At 72.2% G+C, this 19,140-nt stretch carries 17 protein-coding genes; 8 read left to right on the top strand and 9 right to left on the bottom strand.

Features of this window, described 5'->3' with window-relative positions:
- Nucleotides 1-78 precede the first annotated feature (78 nt).
- Nucleotides 79-1,239, top strand: coding sequence for an N-acetylmuramoyl-L-alanine amidase (locus FHX44_RS16940; RefSeq protein WP_147256677.1), 1,161 nt, complete (start codon nt 79-81; stop codon nt 1,237-1,239).
- Between the two features lie 56 nt (nt 1,240-1,295).
- Here the strand turns inward: FHX44_RS16940 and FHX44_RS16935 are convergent, their stop codons facing one another.
- Nucleotides 1,296-2,000 carry a GNAT family N-acetyltransferase gene (locus FHX44_RS16935; protein ID WP_246170433.1) on the bottom strand — a complete coding sequence of 235 codons (705 nt, stop codon included), beginning with the start codon at nt 1,998-2,000 and terminating at the stop codon, nt 1,296-1,298.
- A gap of 262 nt (nt 2,001-2,262) precedes the next feature.
- Between FHX44_RS16935 and FHX44_RS16930 the strand changes: the two genes are divergently transcribed.
- Together FHX44_RS16930 and FHX44_RS16925 are read left to right on the top strand one after the other, a co-directional pair.
- The gene (locus tag FHX44_RS16930) at nt 2,263-3,618 is read left to right on the top strand and encodes an aminotransferase-like domain-containing protein (protein ID WP_246170432.1); all 1,356 of its coding nucleotides are present in this window, start codon (nt 2,263-2,265) and stop codon (nt 3,616-3,618) included.
- Between the two features lie 26 nt (nt 3,619-3,644).
- Nucleotides 3,645-4,598: a D-alanine--D-alanine ligase family protein gene (locus FHX44_RS16925; protein WP_147256675.1), complete on the top strand. Its 954-nt coding sequence runs from the start codon at nt 3,645-3,647 to the stop codon at nt 4,596-4,598.
- Between the two features lie 2,358 nt (nt 4,599-6,956).
- On the opposite strand, the gene FHX44_RS16920 is transcribed toward FHX44_RS16925, so the two are convergent.
- The 8 genes from FHX44_RS16920 to rpmH form a co-directional block, all read right to left on the bottom strand.
- On the bottom strand, nt 6,957-7,997 hold the full coding sequence (locus tag FHX44_RS16920; protein ID WP_147256674.1) for a ParB/RepB/Spo0J family partition protein: 1,041 nt from the start codon (nt 7,995-7,997) through the stop codon (nt 6,957-6,959).
- Nucleotides 7,990-8,952: a ParA family protein gene (locus FHX44_RS16915; RefSeq protein WP_425469133.1), complete on the bottom strand. Its 963-nt coding sequence runs from the start codon at nt 8,950-8,952 to the stop codon at nt 7,990-7,992. The genes FHX44_RS16920 and FHX44_RS16915 overlap by 8 nt, the downstream gene beginning before the upstream one ends.
- Entirely contained in the window at nt 8,949-9,605 is a 657-nt protein-coding gene (gene rsmG / locus FHX44_RS16910; protein WP_212612519.1) for a 16S rRNA (guanine(527)-N(7))-methyltransferase RsmG, read from the bottom strand. Before rsmG ends, FHX44_RS16915 begins: the two co-directional genes overlap by 4 nt.
- Before the next feature lie 31 nt (nt 9,606-9,636).
- Nucleotides 9,637-10,140, bottom strand: a complete 504-nt coding sequence (locus tag FHX44_RS16905) for a Jag family protein (protein WP_425469192.1) — start codon at nt 10,138-10,140, stop codon at nt 9,637-9,639.
- Between the two features lie 89 nt (nt 10,141-10,229).
- Complete coding sequence (gene yidC / locus FHX44_RS16900; RefSeq protein ID WP_147256672.1) at nt 10,230-11,345, bottom strand: membrane protein insertase YidC; 1,116 nt, start codon at nt 11,343-11,345, stop codon at nt 10,230-10,232.
- Complete coding sequence (gene yidD / locus FHX44_RS16895) at nt 11,339-11,623, bottom strand: membrane protein insertion efficiency factor YidD (protein WP_147256671.1); 285 nt, start codon at nt 11,621-11,623, stop codon at nt 11,339-11,341. Before yidD ends, yidC begins: the two co-directional genes overlap by 7 nt.
- The gene (gene rnpA, locus FHX44_RS16890) at nt 11,616-11,984 is read right to left on the bottom strand and encodes a ribonuclease P protein component (RefSeq protein ID WP_147261244.1); all 369 of its coding nucleotides are present in this window, start codon (nt 11,982-11,984) and stop codon (nt 11,616-11,618) included. The genes yidD and rnpA overlap by 8 nt, the downstream gene beginning before the upstream one ends.
- 13 nt (nt 11,985-11,997) lie before the next feature.
- Nucleotides 11,998-12,141 (bottom strand): 50S ribosomal protein L34, encoded by a 144-nt coding sequence (gene rpmH, locus FHX44_RS16885; protein WP_075952533.1) that lies wholly within the window; start codon nt 12,139-12,141, stop codon nt 11,998-12,000.
- A gap of 536 nt (nt 12,142-12,677) precedes the next feature.
- On the opposite strand from rpmH, the gene dnaA reads away from it, so the two are divergent.
- The 5 genes from dnaA (at nt 12,678) to FHX44_RS16860 (ending at nt 19,057) form a co-directional block, all read left to right on the top strand.
- Nucleotides 12,678-14,297: a chromosomal replication initiator protein DnaA gene (gene dnaA / locus FHX44_RS16880; RefSeq protein ID WP_147256670.1), complete on the top strand. Its 1,620-nt coding sequence runs from the start codon at nt 12,678-12,680 to the stop codon at nt 14,295-14,297.
- 807 nt (nt 14,298-15,104) lie between these two features.
- Nucleotides 15,105-16,265 (top strand): DNA polymerase III subunit beta, encoded by a 1,161-nt coding sequence (dnaN, locus tag FHX44_RS16875; RefSeq protein WP_147256669.1) that lies wholly within the window; start codon nt 15,105-15,107, stop codon nt 16,263-16,265.
- Nucleotides 16,266-16,300: 35 nt separating this feature from the next.
- Entirely contained in the window at nt 16,301-17,248 is a 948-nt protein-coding gene (gene gnd, locus FHX44_RS16870) for a phosphogluconate dehydrogenase (NAD(+)-dependent, decarboxylating) (RefSeq protein WP_147256668.1), read from the top strand.
- 3 nt (nt 17,249-17,251) lie between these two features.
- The gene (gene recF / locus FHX44_RS16865; RefSeq protein ID WP_147256667.1) at nt 17,252-18,382 is read left to right on the top strand and encodes a DNA replication/repair protein RecF; all 1,131 of its coding nucleotides are present in this window, start codon (nt 17,252-17,254) and stop codon (nt 18,380-18,382) included.
- Between the two features lie 252 nt (nt 18,383-18,634).
- Entirely contained in the window at nt 18,635-19,057 is a 423-nt protein-coding gene (locus FHX44_RS16860) for a DciA family protein (protein ID WP_342792663.1), read from the top strand.
- The last annotated feature ends 83 nt before the right edge of the window (nt 19,058-19,140 follow it).

Genomic DNA, 19,140 nt, shown 5'->3' with positions numbered 1-19,140 from the left:
CAGGGCACAATGGTCTGCGGCCCGGATCGGGGGCGGGCGGTCCGAGAACGGGAAGCCACGACAGCGAGCGAGGGGTGCATGCAGCTGCTGCGCCGAGGTGACAGCGGTCCGGGTGTCGTCGAGATCCGGTCCACGCTGCGACGGTTCGGTCTGCTGCCCGCAGCCGCCGCGAACGGGCTCCGCGAGGACGTCTTCGACGCAGACGTGGAGCAGGCGGTCCGCGCGTTCCAGCAACAGCGGGGCCTCATCACCGACGGGATCGTCGGGCCTGCCACGTACCGCGCGCTGCGCGAGGCCGGCTGGCAGCTGGGCGACCGGATGCTCGCCCTCATGATCTCCGCTCCGATGAGCGGCGACGACGTCGTCGCGCTCCAGGAGCGCCTCCTCGAGCTCGGCTACGACCCTGGCCGTCCGGGCGGGGTGTTCGACGAGCAGACCGAGGCCGCGCTGAGGAAGTTCCAGCGCGAGTACGGGCTCGTCCCCGACGGGCTGTGCGGGCCGGCCACCCTTCGTTCGCTGCGCCAGCTCGGCCGCAAGGTCACCGGCGGCCGCCCCCGGCTGCTCCGTGAGCAGGAGCTGCTGCGCCAGGCGGGGCCGCGGTTGCGCGGCAAGCGGATCGTGGTCGACCCGGGTCACGGCGGGCCCGACCGCGGCGTCGTGGTCGCCGGCGTTTCCGAGGCCGACATCGTGTGGGACATGGCGCGCCGGCTCGTCGGCCGGATGACCGCCACCGGCATGGACGCCATGCTGTCCCGGCAGGAGGACACCTGCCCCAGCGAGACCGAGCGCGCCGCGTTCGCCAACGGCGCGGCCGCCGACCTCGTGCTGTCGCTGCACACCGACGCCAACCGCAGCATGCACGCCCAGGGCCTGGCCACGTTCCACTTCGGCAACGGGTCCGGCGCCACCTCCACGGTCGGGGAGGCGCTCGCCGGCTTCATCCAGCGCGAGCTGCTCACCCGCACCGGCATGCAGGACTGCCGAACCCAGGCACGCACCTGGGAGCTGCTGCGGCTCACCCGGATGCCCACCGTCCGCGTGGAGATCGGCTACCTCACCCACATCGGCGACCGGCGCCGGCTGCTCGACCCGGCGTTCCGCGACGTGGTGGCCGAAGGCATCCTCGTGGCCGTCAAACGGCTGTACCTGCTCGGCCAGGACGATCAACCGACCGGGACGTTCACCTTCTCGGACGTGCTCGCGCGCGAACTCGAGCGCGGCGGGGCCCAGGCCATCTGAGAGACGATCCATCCCTCGCGTCGCGCCCATCGGGTCAGGTGGGTGCCACGCAGCCTTCAGCGGGGCGTACAGAGCGCCCTGAACGGGCCGCTGACGGTCGCTCCGGACCGGGTGGGTACCGAACGAACGGGCTCGGACCGGGCGCCGCTCGCCTGCTGCATCGGAATGGTGATCGTGCCGAGCAGCTGCTCCAGCGCTGCCTCCACGTCTTCCTTCCACGTCATCGCGGAACGCAGTTCCATGCGCAGCCGTGGGAAGCGGGGGTGGGGACGGATGGTCTTGAAGCCCACCCCTCGGAGGAAGTCGGCGGGGATGAGGCAACCCGGCTCGGTGCCCGGCCGCTGCTCACCGAACACCTCGATGGCCTTGACGCCGCGGCGGGTGAGGTCACGCACGACGGCCTGGGCGAGCATCCGTCCCAGGCCCTCACCCGAGAACTCGGGAAGGACCTGCATCGTGGTGAGCAGGACGGCGTCGGCGGACACCGGGCCGGTGGGCATCTCGGCCGCACGCGGGACCGCAGAGGGGGGCGCGTACATCACGTATCCCGCGGGCGCTCCGGCCATGTAGACGACGCGACCGCAGGAGCCCCACTCGAGCAGCACCTCGGAGACCCACGCCTCCTTCTCCAGCTCGGTGGAGCCGAAGTCGGCCGCCTGCTTGCCGAGGTTCTCCGACAGCTCCCAGAAGACGCACCGCCTGCACCGCTTGGGCAGATCGTCCAGATTGTCCAGAGTGAGCGCCGCCACGTGCCAGGACAAACCAACCTCCGGCGGCGAGGAGCCATCGCGAATACGGACATACGGCGCCGTTCGCCGCGCCGACCCCGAGACCATAGATCGATCCAGCCCGGAGCGACACCCCAGCTGCTGCGACCGGTGCCCCTACCACGACGATCGGTCGCAGGTTCCCCCATTCCGGCTATCGGAGCGCGAGTGGCGTTCCCGACGACCGCGGCCGGGTAGGCCCACGCACCCCATAGACTCGGGCGGTCGAAGTCGCAGAGGATCCGGGAGGTCCATCGTGCCGCAGCCGGCCACGCCCCCATCGCCGTTCGACGCCGTTCCCGCGGGCGCAGCGGCGGCAGCGGCGGCGGGCGCGCCGCGGCCGGAGCCGACGGAGCGGTTCGCCGCGCGTACGGCCGGCATGACCGCCTCCGAGATCCGCGCGCTGTTCGCGGTGGCGAGCCGGCCCGAGGTGGTCTCGCTCGCCGGCGGGATGCCGAACCTCGCGGCCCTTCCGCTCGACGCGCTCGCCGCCGAGGTGGCCGATCTCGTCGCCCGCGAGGGCCAGGTGGCGCTGCAGTACGGCTCCGCGCAGGGTGTCCCGGCGCTGCGCGAGCAGATCTGCGAGGTGATGGCGCTCGAGGGCATCCGAGCCGACCCCGACGACGTCGTCGTCACCGTCGGCTCGCAGATGGCGCTCGACCTCGTCACGCGCATCTACTGCGACCCCGGCGACGTCGTGCTGGCCGAAGGCCCGTCCTACGTCGGGGCGCTCGGCAGCTTCGCCGCGTACCAGGCGCGCGTCGTCCACGTCGCGATGGACGAGCACGGCCTCGTCCCCGATCTGCTGCGCGACGCACTCGGTTCGCTCGCCGCCGAGGGGATTACCCCGAAGTTCCTGTACACGATCCCGAACTTCCACAACCCCGCTGGCGTCACGCTCGCCGTCGAGCGGCGCGCCGAGGTGCTCGAGATCTGCGCGTCGTACGGGGTGGCCGTCGTCGAGGACAACCCGTACGGCCTGCTCGGGTTCAGCGGGCGCACGTACCCGGCGCTGCGCTCTCTTTCCCGCGACGTCGTGTACCTCGGGTCGTTCTCGAAGACGTTCGCGTCCGGACTGCGGGTGGGCTGGGCGCTCGTGCCGCCCGCGGTGCGGGACCGGCTCGTGCTCGCCGCGGAGTCGGCGTCGCTGTGCCCGCCGAGCTTCACGCAGATGCTCGTGTCGCGCTACCTCGCGGCGCACGACTGGCGCGCTCAGATCAAGACCTACACCGAGGTGTACCGCGACCGGCGCGACGCCATGCTCGAGGCGCTCGCCACGTACATGCCCGAGGGTTGCACGTGGAACGTGCCGGACGGCGGCTTCTACGTCTGGCTCGGCGTGCCCGAGGGTGTGGACACCAAGGCGATGCTGCCGCGGGCCGTCACGGCCCGGGTCGCGTACGCGTCGGGCACGGGCTTCTACGCCGACGGGTTCGGCAGCCGGCAGCTGCGGCTGTCCTACTGCTACCCGACGCCGGAGCGGATCACCGAGGGTGTGCGCCGGCTGGCCGGTGTGCTCGGGGCCGAGCTCGACGTCATGCGCACGTTCGGCAGCTCGGCACGCCCGGCGCTCGGCGGGGGACCGCAGGCACCCAGCCCGCACACTCCCTGATCGCGCCAGTGCCGCAGAATGCGGCCGTGATCGAACGAACCGTGGCCGTGCTGGCCGGTGGGCTCTCCCACGAACGCGAGGTCTCCCTGCGGTCCGGCCGGCGGCTCGCCACCGCGCTGCGCGCCGCGGGCGCCGACGTGCGGGAGTGGGACGTCGACGGCGCGCTCGTCACGCGGCTGCGCAGCGACCCGCCCGACGCGGTCGCGATCGCGCTGCACGGGGGAGAGGGCGAGAACGGATCGGTTCAGGCCGTCCTCGAGCTGCTCGACGTACCGTTCGTCGGCACGCCCGCACAGGCGTGCCGACGGGCGTGGGACAAGCCCACGGCGAAGGCGGAGCTCGCCGGCGCAGGCCTCGACACGCCGGACTGGGTGGCGCTGCCGCACGCCACGTTCCGCGCGCTCGGGGCACAGGCCGTTCTCGACGCGATGGTCGACCGGCTCGGCCTCCCGTTGATGGTGAAGCCGGATCAGGGCGGATCGGCGCTCGGAGCGCAGGTCGTCACCGCCCGGTCCGAGCTTCCCGCGGCGATGGTCAGTTGCCTCGCCTACTCGGACACGGTGCTCGCGGAGCGCTTCGTGCGCGGCACCGAGGTCGCCGTCACGGTCGTCGACGACGGAACCGTGCGCGCGCTGCCCGCGGTGGAGATCGACGCCAGGGGCGGCGTCTACGACTACACCGCGCGCTACACGCCGGGCACCGTCTCCTTCCACTGCCCGGCCCGGCTGGACGACGACACCCTCTCCCGCCTCGAGGAGACGGCGCTCGCCGCGCATCACCTGCTCGGGCTCCGGGACGTGTCCCGGACGGACGCCGTGGTCGACTCCGACGGCCGGATCCAGGTGCTCGAGGTGAACGTCTCCCCGGGGATCACCGAGACGTCGTTGCTCCCCATGTCGGTCCGGGCCGCAGGGATGGAGCTGGGCCGGCTCTACTCGTCCCTCGTCGAGCGCGCGATCGCCCGGTCCCGTTTCACGTGAAACGCCTGGGCAGGCCGCCCGCGACGTGTTTCACGTGAAACACGAGAAGCCCCGGCGCGCTGTTTCACGTGAAACACGACCGGCCGGTCTCCTCGTCCCCACGTAGACGCCAACCGGCAGGCTCGGAACCAGCGGGCAGCCGCGACCGGCAAGCCCGACCTGCCCGAGAGCCGCCGATCATTATGGCCGGCTCGATCGACGTGTCGCCGATGTGGAGCGATCACGGGGCGCCCGCCCGGGCGTCCACGCTGCCTTGATCGAGAGGATCGGATCGGCGACTCACATCCGGGCGAGGACTGCCCGGGGACCGTCCCTCCGCTCCCCGCCCTCGGCACCGGGGATGACCCGCCGGTCCACCCGCTGCTCGATCGAGTCGTCTGCCCGCAGAACAGACCGGGGACGCAGGGCTGACGGCGTCGGCACGCGATCTGCGCAGCACCTGCCCGGCTCGAAGCCGGTGGAGCGACGGCGAGAGCTGCCCGCCGTGTGGATGCACCACTGCTGCTCGGCCCGCCGCCACGGCGCAGACGCTTCCCGGTCGGCCACCCGCCGACGACGGGTCGCCCTGGCCGGGACCCGTCCGTACTCAGAGCCGGAGTCGTCTGGAACCAGCGGTCCGACACCGTGATCGGCTGGTTCGAGCTGACCGGCGGGCAGCGGCCACGCGCCCCTGCATGAGCTACTGCTCGCGCAAACGCGTGCCGAAGGCGAGTTGGGCGTGGTCTCCCGTGCGCTGGACTTCTCGCAGCCGACCGCGCCCGAAGGAGACCTCGTCCGGCCATCGCCGGTCGAGCGCCGCCGCCCCCGGGCCCAGTGCCGAGCTGGGCGGGCCACGTCGATGTGTCGCCGGCTCGACCGGTGTTGCCGCGCCTGGCTCGCTGAGCGCCCGCTGCCAGGACGGCGCGCCGCGGCGCCGCGACCGCGAGGATCCGCATTTCGGGCGCGGGGGAGCGGGGGAGCTGCATTCGTCCCTCGAGACGGGGACGACGTGCCAATCCACACCGCGCCTGATCTCGTCGCGTGATCGCCGACCCGGAGCGACGTGTATGAGGTCGGGGGAGCGTTCTGCAGTGGGACGTAGGAACACCGATTCAATGATCAGAGCGGTGTAAGGGCTCCGCCCCTCGGCTGCCCGTCCCAAGAGGTCGGTGTTTCACGTGAAACACCGACCTTCCCTGCCCGAGCACTCCGGTTGCACTCGTTGCGTCCGTGCACGAGGGCTTCCCGGCCGCCGGGGTCCGACGGCCTCAGGGGCGTCACCCCCGTGATCGGCGGGTCGCTGCGAGAACGGCCGGATCCCGCCGCGTTCGCGCCCAACCGCCGATCAGGGCTTCGGCGCGGGCGCCGCTGTGGAGTGAACCGTCTCGTGGGCGCGGCGTGCCCGGCCCGGACCGCACTACCTCACGCCCGCGGCCCGAGGGCGGCTGGCGTGTGGATCCGGTTCGCCCCACGCCCCAACCGGTACGGGGTGGGCCGAATTGGGTCAACTACCGATCCCCGGGTTGCGCTGGCGGACGCCCGTTCCCGACGAGATCGTGCGCGCGGGTGCCACGCGATTGGCTGTGGGCCCGTTCCATCCGGCCACTCCCAGGATCCGAAGCATGATCGGCCGGAGCACGACACGAACCGCACCTACAGGCTGATTCCCCGTCGTGAGGGCCCGGTCGGCGCCCGCCGCATCACCGTCGTGATCGACCCGAGCAGCACCTCATTGCTGCCGCATCTGCACTGATGTGCTGCTCCCGGCGCTCAACCGGGTGTGATCGGTCCGAGCAGTACGCCGCTGCTGCCGCGGCGACTCTGCTGTGCTGCCCAGGTGGATCAGCGGCCGGTGGCAGAGTGCGGCACTCCACACCGTGCACGTCCTGGCCCGTCCCGACCGACGTTGACACTCCCGGTCTGCGGGGCCAGCCAGCGCCGCTCCACGCAATAGCGGGCAACAGGCCCCCAGTGCGGTTCAGGACCGCCACGGGCCGACCCCGCGTTGATCTCACCGCGACTCGCCCGGGCGGGCTGGGCGTGAGGGTCGGGACCACCGCCAGTGGGGTGGCACCCAGGCAGTGAACCCGCCCCGGCCTCGAAGAGAGATCGTTCGCCGTGCGGCCCGGGCCGGGTCGCGCTCACCGCACCTCACCCGACCAGAACGACTCGTGCGCCCGGGGATCCGAACTTCCGCGATCATCCGGGCGACCAGCCGCCTGAAACGGGCCTGGCAGCGCCCAGAGCATGATCAGAAAATCTGGCAGCAAAACCCCTAGCCGACCCGCCGCGAGGCCGCCAGCGTGGCGCACAGGGCGCCCTGAGAAGGCCGCTGACGGCCGCGTGAGTGGGTGGATATGGGAGGGGACGAGGGAGAGGTCAGCTCTCGGAACGGTCCATCAGCTTGGCGATCCGCTCCAGGTCCTCCACCGAACCGAACTCGACGACGATTCGCCCCTTGCGCTGCCCGAGCTCGACCTTCACGCGGGTGTCGAATGCGTCCGACAGGCGCTCGGCGAGATCCTGCAGCCCGGGAGCCTGCATCGGCCTGCGGCGAGCCGGCTTGGCGCTCGAGGGGGCTTCGCGCCTGAGGAGCACCACCGCCTCCTCGGTGGCGCGCACCGACATGCCTTCGGCGACGATGCGGGCGGCGAGCTCCTCCTGCCGCCCCGCGTCCTCGATGCCGAGCAGAGCGCGTGCGTGCCCGGCCGACAGCACGCCCGCCGCGACCCGCCGCTGGACCGACACCGGCAACTTCAGCAGCCGGATCGTGTTGGTGACGACAGGACGGCTGCGGCCGAGGCGGTCGGCGAGCTCGGTCTGCGTGACGCCGAACTCGGCCAGCAACTGCTCGTAGGCCGCCGCTTCGTCGAGGGGGTTGAGCTGGACGCGGTGGATGTTCTCCAGTAGCGCGTCGCGCAGCATCGAGTCGTCGCCGGTGCGGCGCACGATCGCCGGGAGGCGGGTGAGGCCTGCGCGCTGCGCGGCGCGCCAGCGCCGCTCGCCCATGACGAGCTCGTAGGAGCTCGGGGCAACCTCACGCACGACGATCGGCTGGAGCAGCCCGAACTCACGGATGGAGTGCTCGAGCTCGGCGAGCGCCTCCTCGTCGAACTGGGTGCGGGGCTGCTTCGCGTTCGGCTGGATGGCCGAGAGGTCGATCTCGCGGTACACGGCCCCGGCGACCGGAACCGGTGCCGCCGGATCGGTGGTGCGCTCGGAGGCCCGTGGCTGGCTGGGTGCCGGGATGGTCGGGCCCGGCGCCACGGGGACGGGCCGGGTCGCGACGCCCGAGCCCACGGTGTGCGGCGCGGGACCGTCCGCTTGGGCTGGGGCGGTGGGAATGAGCGCGGCCAGCCCGCGCCCCAGCCCGCCCTTCCGCTGCGGGGCGGACTTCGGGGCTGTGGGGCGCTCAGGCATTGCGGCTACCGCCATCCCGGTCAGGCGGCACGGACATCTCCGCGCCACGCTCGGCGATCTCGCGGGCCGCATCGACATAGCTCATCGAGCCGCGTGAGCCCGGATCGTAGGCCAGCACCGTCTGGCTGTATCCGGGCGCTTCGGAGACCTTGACGCTGCGCGGGATCACGGTGCGCAGCACCGTGGACCCGAAGTGCTCGCGCACCTCGCTGGTGACCTGGTCGGCGAGCTTCGTGCGCCCGTCGTACATGGTCAGCAGGATCGTCGAGACGTGCAGGCTGGTGTTGAGGTGTGCACGCACGAGGTCGATGTTGCTCAGCAGCTGGCCCAGACCCTCCAGCGCGTAGTACTCGCACTGGATCGGGATCAGCACCTCGTTGGCCGCCACGAGCGCGTTGACCGTGAGCAGGCCGAGCGAGGGCGGACAGTCCACGAAGACGTAGTCCACGTTGAGCTCGTCGAGCGCCTCGGGGGAGAGGGCCTGGCGCAGGCGGTTCTCCCGCGCCACCATGCTGACGAGCTCGATCTCCGCCCCGGCGAGGTCGATCGTCGCCGGCACGCACAACAGGTTCGGCGAGGCCGTGCTCACGGCCGCCGCCTCGGCGAGCCGGATCTCGCCCAGCAGCGCCTCGTACACCGACGGTGTGCCCAGCCGATGGTCCACACCGAGCGCGGTGCTCGCGTTGCCCTGCGGATCGAGGTCGATCACGAGCACCCGCACGCCGTGCATCGCCAGGGCAGCGGCCAGGTTGACGGTGCTGGTGGTCTTCCCGACGCCGCCCTTCTGGTTGGCGACGGTCAGCACGCGTCGGTGGCTCGGGCGGGGCATCCGGTAGCGGTCCGGGTGCAGCACGCGCGCCGCGCGTGCGGCCTCCTCCGCGATCGGGGTCCACCCGGGTGTTTCACGTGAAACATGGTCAGGGGAGATCTCGTACTGGGACACCTTGAACGTCACGCCCGCCCTCTCCTGCGCGTCGTGCGGACCGCGGCACCGGCCTCCCGCTCGACGACGACCACCGTGCTCGGGGGATCGATGATCCCCGAGCCGCACCGCTCGATCCGGGGGACCCCACCGCCGAGTCGTCGCACGGCGGCCGCGTCCCGCTCAACCTCGTCCGCCGCGGCGGCACCCTTGATCGCGAGCATGTACCCACCCGGCCGGACCAGCGGCAGGCACCAGCCGGCGAGACGAGCCAGCGGCGCGACGGCACGAGCGGTCACCACGTCGGCTCCCTCCCATCGCCGCCGCACGTCATCTTCCTCGGCCCGGCCCCGCTCCACCTCCACCGCCACGCCGAGATCGGCGATCACCTCGCGCAACCACTCGACTCGACGAGCGAGCGGTTCCACGAGGACGATGCTGACATCGGGCAGGGCCAGTGCCAACGGTATCCCGGGAAGGCCTGCTCCCGAACCCACGTCCACCAGGCGCGCGCCGTCCGGCACGAGCGCCGCGACGACCGCGCAGTTGAGTACGTGGCGCTCCCAGACCCGGTCCGCCTCTCGCGGACCGATGAGCCCGCGCTCGACGCCGGAGGTGGCGAGGTGCTCGGCGTACCGCCGGGCGAGCGGGAGGCGCTCGCCGAAGACAGCGGCGTCCCGGTTCACTTCCGCAGGACCCGTACCGGGCCCCAGGGAATCAGGCACTGCGGAAGATGACGACCTGCCGGCGCGGCTCCTCGCCCTCGCTCTCGCTCGACACGCCCTTGATCTTCGCGACCGCGTCGTGCACGACCTTGCGCTCGAAGGGCGTCATCGGACGAAGGCGCACGGACTCGCCGGTCTCGAGCACGTCGTTGGCGGTGCGGGTGCCGAGGGCGGTGAGCTCGTCACGGCGGCCCTCCCGCCACCGTGCGATGTCGAGCATCAGCCGGCTGCGGTTGCCCGACACCTGCTGCACCGCGAGCCGGGTGAGCTCCTGGAGGGCCTCGAGCACCGCGCCGCGCTCCCCGACGAGCTTGTCGAGGTCGTCGCCACCGACGATGCTGACGATCGCGCGCCCCGCCTCGACGTCGAGGTCGATGTCGCCGTCGTAGTCCAGGATGTCCAGGAGCTGCTCGAGGTAGTCGCCTGCGATGTCGCCCTCGCGCACCAGCTGGTCCTCGGCGGAAGTGGCCCCGTCCTGCGCGGTCTTCGGCACGATGCGTCTCCTCTCTGAACAGGTGCGGCGCGCCCGGTGGCCCGGAACGCACCGCTGCGGCCGCCGGTGGGCGACCGCGGATGGCTCGTGGGTCAGCGGCGCTTGCGCGGGCGGCGCGCCGGCGGCCTGTTGCCGCCTCCGCTGCGCGCACCGCGCTCGGTACCGCTCTGGCTGCCGCCCAGGCTCTTGCCCGTGCCGTTGCCCGCGCCGTTGCCGGACGTGTCCTTCGGCTCGGTGGCCGGAGCGGCGCCGTTCGATTCGGAACCGGCCTGCTTGCGGGTGACCGGCTTGGCGCCCGGGCGCTTCGCCGGCTGCTTCGGCTCGTCGGCCTGCGCCGTCTCCGGCCGCACCGGCTTCTGACCGGGGCGCGGAGCCCGCGCCTGTCGGTCGACCGCCGCCTGCTCCCGCTTGGCGCTCTCCTCCACGTCGATCTTCCGGTACACGACCCACTGCTGCCCGAGCGTCCACAGGTTGTTCGACACCCAGTAGAGGAGCACGGCGAGCGGCAGGAACGGTGCACCGACGACCACGCCGATCGGGAACACGTACAGCATCAGCCGGTTCATGATCGCGGTCTGCGGGTTCTCCGCCTGCGCCGCCGTCTGCCGGGCCACCGAGTGCCGGGCGGTGATGTGGGTGAAGATGCCCGCGGCGATCATCAGCGGAATCATGACGATCAACATCGAGGCGACCGACGTGCCGGCGGCGTTGAGGAACTCCTCGCCCTGCAGCACCCAGTTGCCGAGCTTCGCCCCGAACAGGTCGGAGCGGTTGAAGGACTGGACCTCCTCCAGTCCGAAGAAGTAGTTCTCGGTGCGCGGCGAGCCGTCGCCGTTGGTGGGACCGAACTCGCGCAGCACGTGGAACAGGCCGATGAACACCGGCACCTGCACCAGGACGGGCAGGCAGCCGCCGAGCGGGTTGACGCCGTGCTCCTTCTGGAGCCGCTGCATCTCCTCGGCCTGCTTCTGCCGGTCGTTGCCGTACTTCTTGCGGATCTTGGCGATCTCCGGCTGGAACTCCTGCATCCGCCGCATCGACCGCACCTGGTGGACGAACGGCTTGTAGAGGATCGCCCGCAGCGTGAAGACCAGGAACATCACCGACAGCGCCCAGGCGATGCCGTTGTCCGGTCCGAGGAGGAACCCGAAGACCTCGTGCCAGACCCAGAGGATGAACGAGACCGGGTAGTAGATGAAGTTCAGCACGGGGCTTGCTCCTCGATGTTCTTCCGGGCCGGGCGGGAACGGCGCGGCGGCACCGGGTCGACTCCGCCAGGGTGCCATGGTGCGCAGCGCGCCAAGCGCCGGACCGTGAGCCACGAACCGCCCAGCAGCCCGTGCACCTGCAACGCCTCGATCGCGTACGCGCTGCAGGTGGGGTAGAAGCGGCAGGTCGGGGGGAGCGCGGGGGAGATCCAGCGCTGGTAGCCGCGCAGGAGCGCGACGGGCAGCCGCGTCAGCGGGGAACGCCGCTCGTCAGCCACGGCGCGCTCCACCTTGCGGCTTCGCTTGCTTCCGCAGGACGCCGCGGATGCCGGCGTCGAGGTCGTCGCCCAGCTCGGCGGACGTGGCGTCGGCCGCGGGCGGCAACGCCCTGACCACGAGCATGGCCCCGGCCGGGAGCTCGCCGAGCCGCGGCGCCAGTAGGTGACGCAACCGGCGGCTCACCCGGTGCCGGACCACGGAGCCACCCACGGCCTTGCTCACCACCAGCCCGGCGCGCGGGGCGCCACCGTCTGAACCGTGCATGTGGACCACGAGCCTGCTCCGGCCGCTGCGCCGACCTCGCCGGAGGACGGCGACGAACTCGTCCCGGTGCCTGAGCCGGGACGCGGCCGGCAGCACCGGGCCGGCCGGATCAGGCGGAGAGCCGCTGGCGGCCCTTGCCACGGCGGGCCGCGACGATGGCGCGCCCGGCGCGGGTGCGCATGCGCAGCCTGAAGCCGTGCGTGCGGGCCCGGCGGCGGTTGTTGGGCTGGAAGGTGCGCTTGCCCTTGCTCACGGTCGGCTCTCCTGGTCGACGGCGATGCTGGGCAGGCCGTCGCTGATCATCATTCGGGTGCTTCGGACGGTGGTGCTTCGGCGCCCGTGCGGATCGGGCGCAGCTCCCGGCGCGCGACTGGGCGCACCACGGGCAGCACACGACCCGCATGCACGGGCACGGTTGTGACCAGGGTACATGGCACGTCGGCCTGCGTCGTCCCGCGGGGGAGGCGCACGGAGCCGCGAGGAGCGCCCGGGCATCGGAAGGGCGGGGACGCTCCGGGGGCCTGGGACGCTCCTTCGCCGGCGATCATCCTGTTGTCCGATTGCGCGCCGCCGGCGACTTGTGGCAACCGCCCGACGTTGTTAGCGTGCCTCCTCCACAGTTGGATCCGGGGGGATCGCCAAGTCACCAGGCTGCACGGGCCCGCGCGCTTTTCACGCTGCGTGCCCGCGTACCGTCTTGCGCACAGGTGTGGACAAGTCTGGGGATGATCGGCCCTAACCCGGGGTGCGTGGATCGTCCGGGCGACGACCGGAGGGGAGCGCGGACCGGTGGCCGACCAGCCAGGAGACTTGGGACAGGTCTGGAACCGCGTCATCGCCGATCTCTCCGGCGCCGCGGCGGGATCGGGTCACCAGTCGCTCTCCCCTCAGCAGCGCGCCTTCCTCCGCCTCACGCGCCCACTCGGTCTGATCGACGGCACGGCGCTGCTCGCGGCGCCGAGCGAGTTCGCCAAGGACGCGATCGAGCGGATCCTGCGGCGACCGATCAGCGACGCACTCGGCCGGCACCTGGGCGTCACGGTGAACCTCGCCGTCGTCGTCGACGCCTCCGCGGCGTCCGGCGGCACCGAGGTGCCCGACCCGCCGGGGATGGCGGGGATGCCGGCCCGCACGGCCGCCTCCGTATCCCCCGGTGTCGAGGCGAACGGAGACCGCCCACCCGCGGAGCAGCCCGAGGAGCCCCACGGCTCCGACGGAGTCGCCCTGCCCACTCCCGGTCCGCTCGCAGCGGTGGTGGACGCCGACGGCGCGCGGACGAACGGCGGCCCCCGCGAGTCGGGCGACGGGCGCTCCCCCGAGGTGTGGCCCACCTACTCCGGCCCGCCGGCGGGCGAGGCCGTCACCCCGCGCTCCCAGACGCGGCTCAACGAGAAGTACACCTTCGACACCTTCGTCATCGGGGCGTCCAACCGCTTCAGCCACGCGGCGGCGGTCGCCGTGGCCGAGGCTCCGGCCCGCGCGTACAACCCCCTCTTCATCTGGGGCGACTCCGGGCTGGGCAAGACGCACCTGCTCCACGCGGTCGGCCATTACACGCAGCGGCTGTTCCCCGGCATGCGCGTGCGGTACGTCTCCACCGAGGAGTTCACGAACGACTTCATCAACTCGCTGCGCGACGACCGCAAGGTGGCGTTCCAGCGCCGCTACCGCGACGTCGACGTCCTGCTGGTGGACGACATCCAGTTCCTGGAGGGCAAGGAAGGGACGCAGGAGGAGTTCTTCCACACCTTCAACACCCTCCACAACGCCAACAAGCAGATCGTCGTGTCGTCCGACCGGCCGCCGAAGCGCCTCGAGACCCTCGAGGACCGGATGCGCACGCGGTTCGAGTGGGGCCTCATCACCGACATCCAGCCACCCGAGCTGGAGACCCGCATCGCGATCCTGAGGAAGAAGGCCGCGCAGGACCGCCTCGCCGTCCCCGGTGACGTGCTGGAGTTCATCGCCGAGCGCATCGAGCGCAACATCCGCGAGCTGGAGGGCGCGCTCATCCGCGTCACGGCGTTCGCGTCGCTGAACCGGCAGCCGGTCGACACGCAGCTCGCCGAGATCGTGCTGCGCGACCTCATCCCCGACTCCGCGGCGTCCGAGATCACGGCGCCCACGATCATGGCGGTCACCGCCGAGTTCTTCGGCGTCACGATCGACGAGCTGTGCGGGCCGGGGAAGTCGAAGGCGCACGCCCAGCCGCGCCAGATCGCCATGTATCTGTGCCGCGAGCTCACCGACCTCTCCCTGCCGCGCATCGGGCAGACCTTCGGCGGCCGTGACCACACCACCGTCATGCACGCCGACAAGAAGATCCGCAACGAGATCGCACAGCGCCGCAAGACCTTCGAACAGGTCCAGGAGCTCACGGCGCGGATCAAGCAGCGCGCCCGCCACTGACCACCGCGCGCCCGGAGAACCGGTGCGTGAACCGAGACATGGAGCGCGGCGCGGGCGGGCGTGAGCGGCTCACTCACAAGGCGTCCCGGCGCACGCGCCTCGCGCCGGCCGACGCGCCTCTTCTCCTGTCGTGCACCTCTCTTCCGCCGATGCGTCCCGTCGACGGGATGCACGGGCCGACGCGGAGCGCGCGAGGTCGAGGACGGTCGCTCCCCGTGCACGGGAACCCACACGGACGTCGTCACCCATGTGCGACGAGAGAGCGTCGGCGGGTTGCTCAGAGTGAGGAGCACGGGCCGGATCCGGTCGCGCTGCGTCCCCACGCGACCACTCTTCACCCACATCTGGGGACAACTCTGTGGATGGTCGCTGAGAGTCCGGTGGACGGATCGTGCTCGAGCGGTGGAAAACCGGTGTCCACCGCGGGGACAGCTACCCGCTCCGTTGAGGCATCCACGGACGACCTCATCCGCCCACCGGCGCTCCCACCCAGTCGTCCACATCCGGACACGGCCTCTGGCCAGCGCCAATGCCGTCCATCCACACTGCGCACAGGACCTGTCACTACTGCTGGATCTCTCTCTTTGAACATCTGAGAGAGAAGAAGCGACGTGGATGGAATCGGACGGGCGCTCCCGATCGGGTACCCCCATGGCCGGGATGACACCCGCGGTCCGGAGGCTCTACGGTGGGTCTCCCCGGCCCGGGTCTTCCCGGCACCGCAGCGGCGTCCGGGCGCCGCACCCACAACGCCCGCCGGCATGGAGCCGGCGACCCCGAGTCGTCCCCAGCGCGAGAGGTCCCCTCATGAAGTTCCGGGTCGAACGCGACGTCCTCGCCGACGCCGCTGCCTGGGTGGCGCGCAGCCTCCCGGCGCGACCGCCGGTCCCGGTGCTCGGCGGCGTTCTCATCGAGGCCGCCGGCGGGGCCGACGGCGACCGCCTCACGGTCTCCGGGTTCGACTACGAGACGTCCGCGCGGGTCGAGCTCGACGCCACGATCGGCGACCCGGGCCGCGTCCTCGTGTCGGGCCGGCTGCTCGCGGACATCACCCGCGCTCTGCCGTCGAAGCCGGTCGATCTCGTCGTCGACGGCGCCCGCGCCACGATCAACTGCGGGAGCAGCCGGTTCAGCCTGCCGACGATGCCGGTCGAGGACTATCCACAGCTGCCGGCCATGCCCCAGCTCGCCGGCACCGTGGCCGCGAGCGAGCTCGCCGAGGCCGTAGCGCAGGTGGCCGTCGCAGCAGGCCGCGACGACACGCTGCCGATGCTCACCGGCATCCGGCTGGAGATCGAGGGTGATCGGCTCACGCTCGCGGCCACCGACCGGTTCCGGCTCGCCGTCCGCGAGCTGGACTGGACCCCCGAGGACGACGCGCAGTCGAGCGCGGTGCTCATCCCGGCGCGCACGCTCGCCGAGGTCGCGAAGACGCTGTCCGGCGCCGGCACCGTGGAGATCGCGCTGTCGGCGGGCGACGGCATGCTGGGCATCACGGGCGGCGGCCGCCGCGCCACCACCCGCCTGCTCGACGCCGAGTTCCCGCGCTTCCGCCAGCTGATCCCCACCGAGCACACGAGCGCCGCCGTCGTCGACGTCGCCCCGCTCGTCGAGGCGATCAAGCGCGTGGCCCTCGTCACCGACCGCGTGGCCCAGGTCCGCATGGAATTCGCCGACGACGGGCTGCGCCTGGCCGCGGGCGGCGACGACGTCGGCAGCGCCGAGGAAGAGCTTCCGTGTGAACTGGACGGCGCGCCGCTCGTCATCGCGTTCAACCCCGGGTACCTTCTCGACGGCCTCGGTGCCCTGCACACCGAGCGGGCGCAGCTGACGTTCACCACGCCGAACCGTCCCGCTCTGGTGCGCCCGGTGCCGGCCGCGCCTGCGGAGGACGCGGCCGCGGAGGAGACTGCCGAGCCGGTGCCGGGTTACCTGCACCTGTTGATGCCTGTGCGCCTGCCCGGCTGAGAGCCCGCGCGCACCCGACTCCAGGAGAGACAACCGTGCAACTGGGACTCATCGGGCTCGGCCGGATGGGCGGCAACATGCGCGATCGACTGCGCTCGGCGGGCCACGAGGTGGTCGGGTACGACCCGCGGCCCGAGGTGAGCGACGTCGCGTCGCTCGAGGAGCTCGCGAAGGCGCTCGCGGCGCCGCGCGCCGTGTGGGTGATGGTCCCCTCCGGCGAGCCGACGCGCAGCACCGTGCGGGCGCTCCGCGACGTGCTGGAGCCGGGCGACGTCGTGATCGACGGGGGCAACTCGCGCTACACCGACGACGGGCCCAACGCCGCACTGCTCGACGAGAAGGGGATCGGCTACCTCGACGTCGGCGTCTCGGGTGGCATCTGGGGCAAGGCCAACGGTTACGGGCTGATGGCCGGCGGGTCGGCCGAGCACGTCGAGCGCGTCATGCCGATCTTCGACGCGCTGCGGCCGGAGGGGCCGCGCGAGGAGGGCTTCGTGCACGCGGGCCCGGTGGGTGCCGGGCACTTCTCGAAGATGGTCCACAACGGCATCGAGTACGGGCTCATGCAGGCCTACGCCGAGGGCTTCGAGCTGCTCTCGGCGGCCGAGCTGGTCACCGACGTGCCCGGCGTGCTGCAGGCGTGGTCGCGCGGCACTGTGGTGCGCTCGTGGCTGCTCGACCTGCTCGTCGTCGCGCTGAAGGAGGACCCGGGCCTGGCGAAGCTCGACGACTACGTCGAGGATTCCGGCGAGGGGCGCTGGACGATCGAGGAGGCCATCCAGCACGCCGTGCCGCTGCCGGTGATCTCGGCGGCGCTGTTCGCGCGGTTCGCATCCCGGCAGGACTCCTCGCCCGCGATGAAGGCGGTCGCGGCGCTGCGGCAGCAGTTCGGCGGGCACGCGGTGCGTTCGGCCGCTGGACCGGCCGGGACTCCCGGTGAGCACGCCGGCCCCAGCTCGGGTACCGGCAGCACACACAATTAGTCCGTGCACCTGCGCCGCCTAGCCGTCACGGACTTCCGCTCCTGGGAGAGCGCCGAGCTCGACCTGCAGCCGGGCGTCACGGTGCTCGTGGGACCGAACGGCGTGGGCAAGACCAACCTGGTGGAGGCGGCCGGGTACCTGGCCACCCTCGGCTCGCACCGCGTCGCCACCGACGCCCCGCTCATCCGGCGCGGGGCGCAGCGGGCGCTCGTGCGAGGGGTGGTGGTGCACCAGGGCCGCGAGCTCACCATCGAGCTGGAGATCGCGCCGGGCCGGGCCAACCGAGCCCGGGTGAACCGCGCTCCGGCGAAGCCGCGGGACGTGCTCGGGATCCTGCGCACGGTCCTGTTCGCCCCGGAGGACCTCGCGCTGGTGCGCGGCGACCCCGGTGAGCGCCGCCGGTTCCTCGACGACCTGCTCGTGTCGCGGTTCCCGCGCTACGCGGCCGTCCGCTCCGATTACGACCGGGTGCTGCGGCAGCGTTCCGCCCTGCTCAAGACGGCCCGTGGCGGCGGCGACCTGCGCACGCTCGACGTGTGGGACGGCCACCTCGCCCGGCACGGCGCCGCGCTGCTCGCGGGCCGGCTGGAGCTCGTCGCCGCCATCGCACCGCGTGCGGTGGACGCGTTCGCCGAGGTCGCACCGACGTCCGATCCGATCGCCCTCGGCTACCGGTGCAGCCTCGAGGGAGAGCTGCCTGCGTCGGCGGACGAGCTCGAGCCGCTCCTCGTGGACGCCATGGGGCGCCTGCGGCGGCAGGAGGTGGAGCGTGGCGTGTGCCTCGTCGGCCCGCATCGCGACGACCTGGAGCTGCGGCTCGGGGAAGGGCCGGCCAAGGGGTACGCGAGCCACGGGGAGTCCTGGGCGCTGGCGCTCGCGCTGCGGCTCGCGTCGTACCGCCTGCTGTGCGCCGACGACGTCGAGCCGGTCCTCGTCCTCGACGACGTGTTCGCCGAGCTCGACTCACGTCGCCGTTCCGCCCTTGCCGATGTCGCTCGGCGCGCCGAGCAGGTGCTCGTGACGGCAGCGGTGGCGGAGGACGTACCGGAGGGGCTGGATGGCGACCGGTTCGCGGTGAACGGTGGGCGTGCAGAACATGTCGCGCAAGAGTCCACGTCAGGAGGTCGCGTGTGACGTCGCCCACCTGGGGACAAAGGTGTGGATACTGTGGATAACTCGCGCTGCACTGGTGATGACGAGCGAAAACGACCGTCCGTCGTACCCGACGAACCGCCCATCGCGCCCAATTCGATGAGAGATGTCCCCAGCCCTGGGGATGAAAAGGGGACGACCGCTGGTCGCAGCCGCGGGGCGGATCTGGCCCGTGAGGCGCTGCGCGCGGCCCGGGAGGCCAACGCCGAGCGAGCGGCTCAGCGCAGCGCCGAGATGGACGGACGCAAGCCGGCCCGCCCGCGCGGGCGCCGCAGGCGGTGGTCGGGCCCCGGCCCGGACGAGCGCGATCCCCAGCCGTTCGGCCGGGTGGTCTCGCGGGTGGCGCTGGACCGCGGCTGGTCCCCGCGGCTGACCGATGCCACCGTCCTCGGCCGGTGGCCGCAGCTGGTCGGCGCCGATATCGCGGACCACTGCACGCCGCTGTCGTTGCGGGACGGGGAGCTCGTGCTGCAGGCGGAGTCCACGGCGTGGGCCACGCAACTGCGCCAGCTGCAGCGGCAGCTGCTGTCCCGCCTCGCCGGTGCCGTCGGGAGGGACGTCGTGCGCCGGATCCGCGTGGTCGGACCGTCCGGGCCGAGCTGGCGGCACGGTCCGCGGCACGTCCGCGGCAGAGGGCCTCGGGACACCTACGGATGAAGTAGATCGCGGCATGCGGCGATACAGGGCGACGTGACGGGCTCGTAGCCCGTTTCATCCCCCGTCGCAGCCGAGCGGACCCG

Origin of the sequence: Pseudonocardia hierapolitana, from assembly GCF_007994075.1 — a bacterium.
In the GTDB taxonomy this organism is placed as follows: Bacteria; Actinomycetota; Actinomycetes; order Mycobacteriales; family Pseudonocardiaceae; genus Pseudonocardia; species Pseudonocardia hierapolitana.
Note: the sequence above shows the minus strand (reverse complement) of the source record. Positions and strands in the feature narration are given on the sequence as shown.

Bases quoted from the DNA above. Each gene is read 5' to 3' on its own strand.
- FHX44_RS16940 (WP_147256677.1), top strand. From the start codon at position 79: ATGCAGCTGCTGCGCCGAGGTGACAGCGGTCCGGGTGTCGTCGAGATC.
- FHX44_RS16920 (WP_147256674.1), bottom strand. From the start codon at position 7,997: ATGCCTGAGCGCCCCACAGCCCCGAAGTCCGCCCCGCAGCGGAAGGGC.
- dnaN (WP_147256669.1), top strand. From the start codon at position 15,105: ATGAAGTTCCGGGTCGAACGCGACGTCCTCGCCGACGCCGCTGCCTGG.
- FHX44_RS16860 (WP_342792663.1), top strand. From the start codon at position 18,635: ATGGACGGACGCAAGCCGGCCCGCCCGCGCGGGCGCCGCAGGCGGTGG.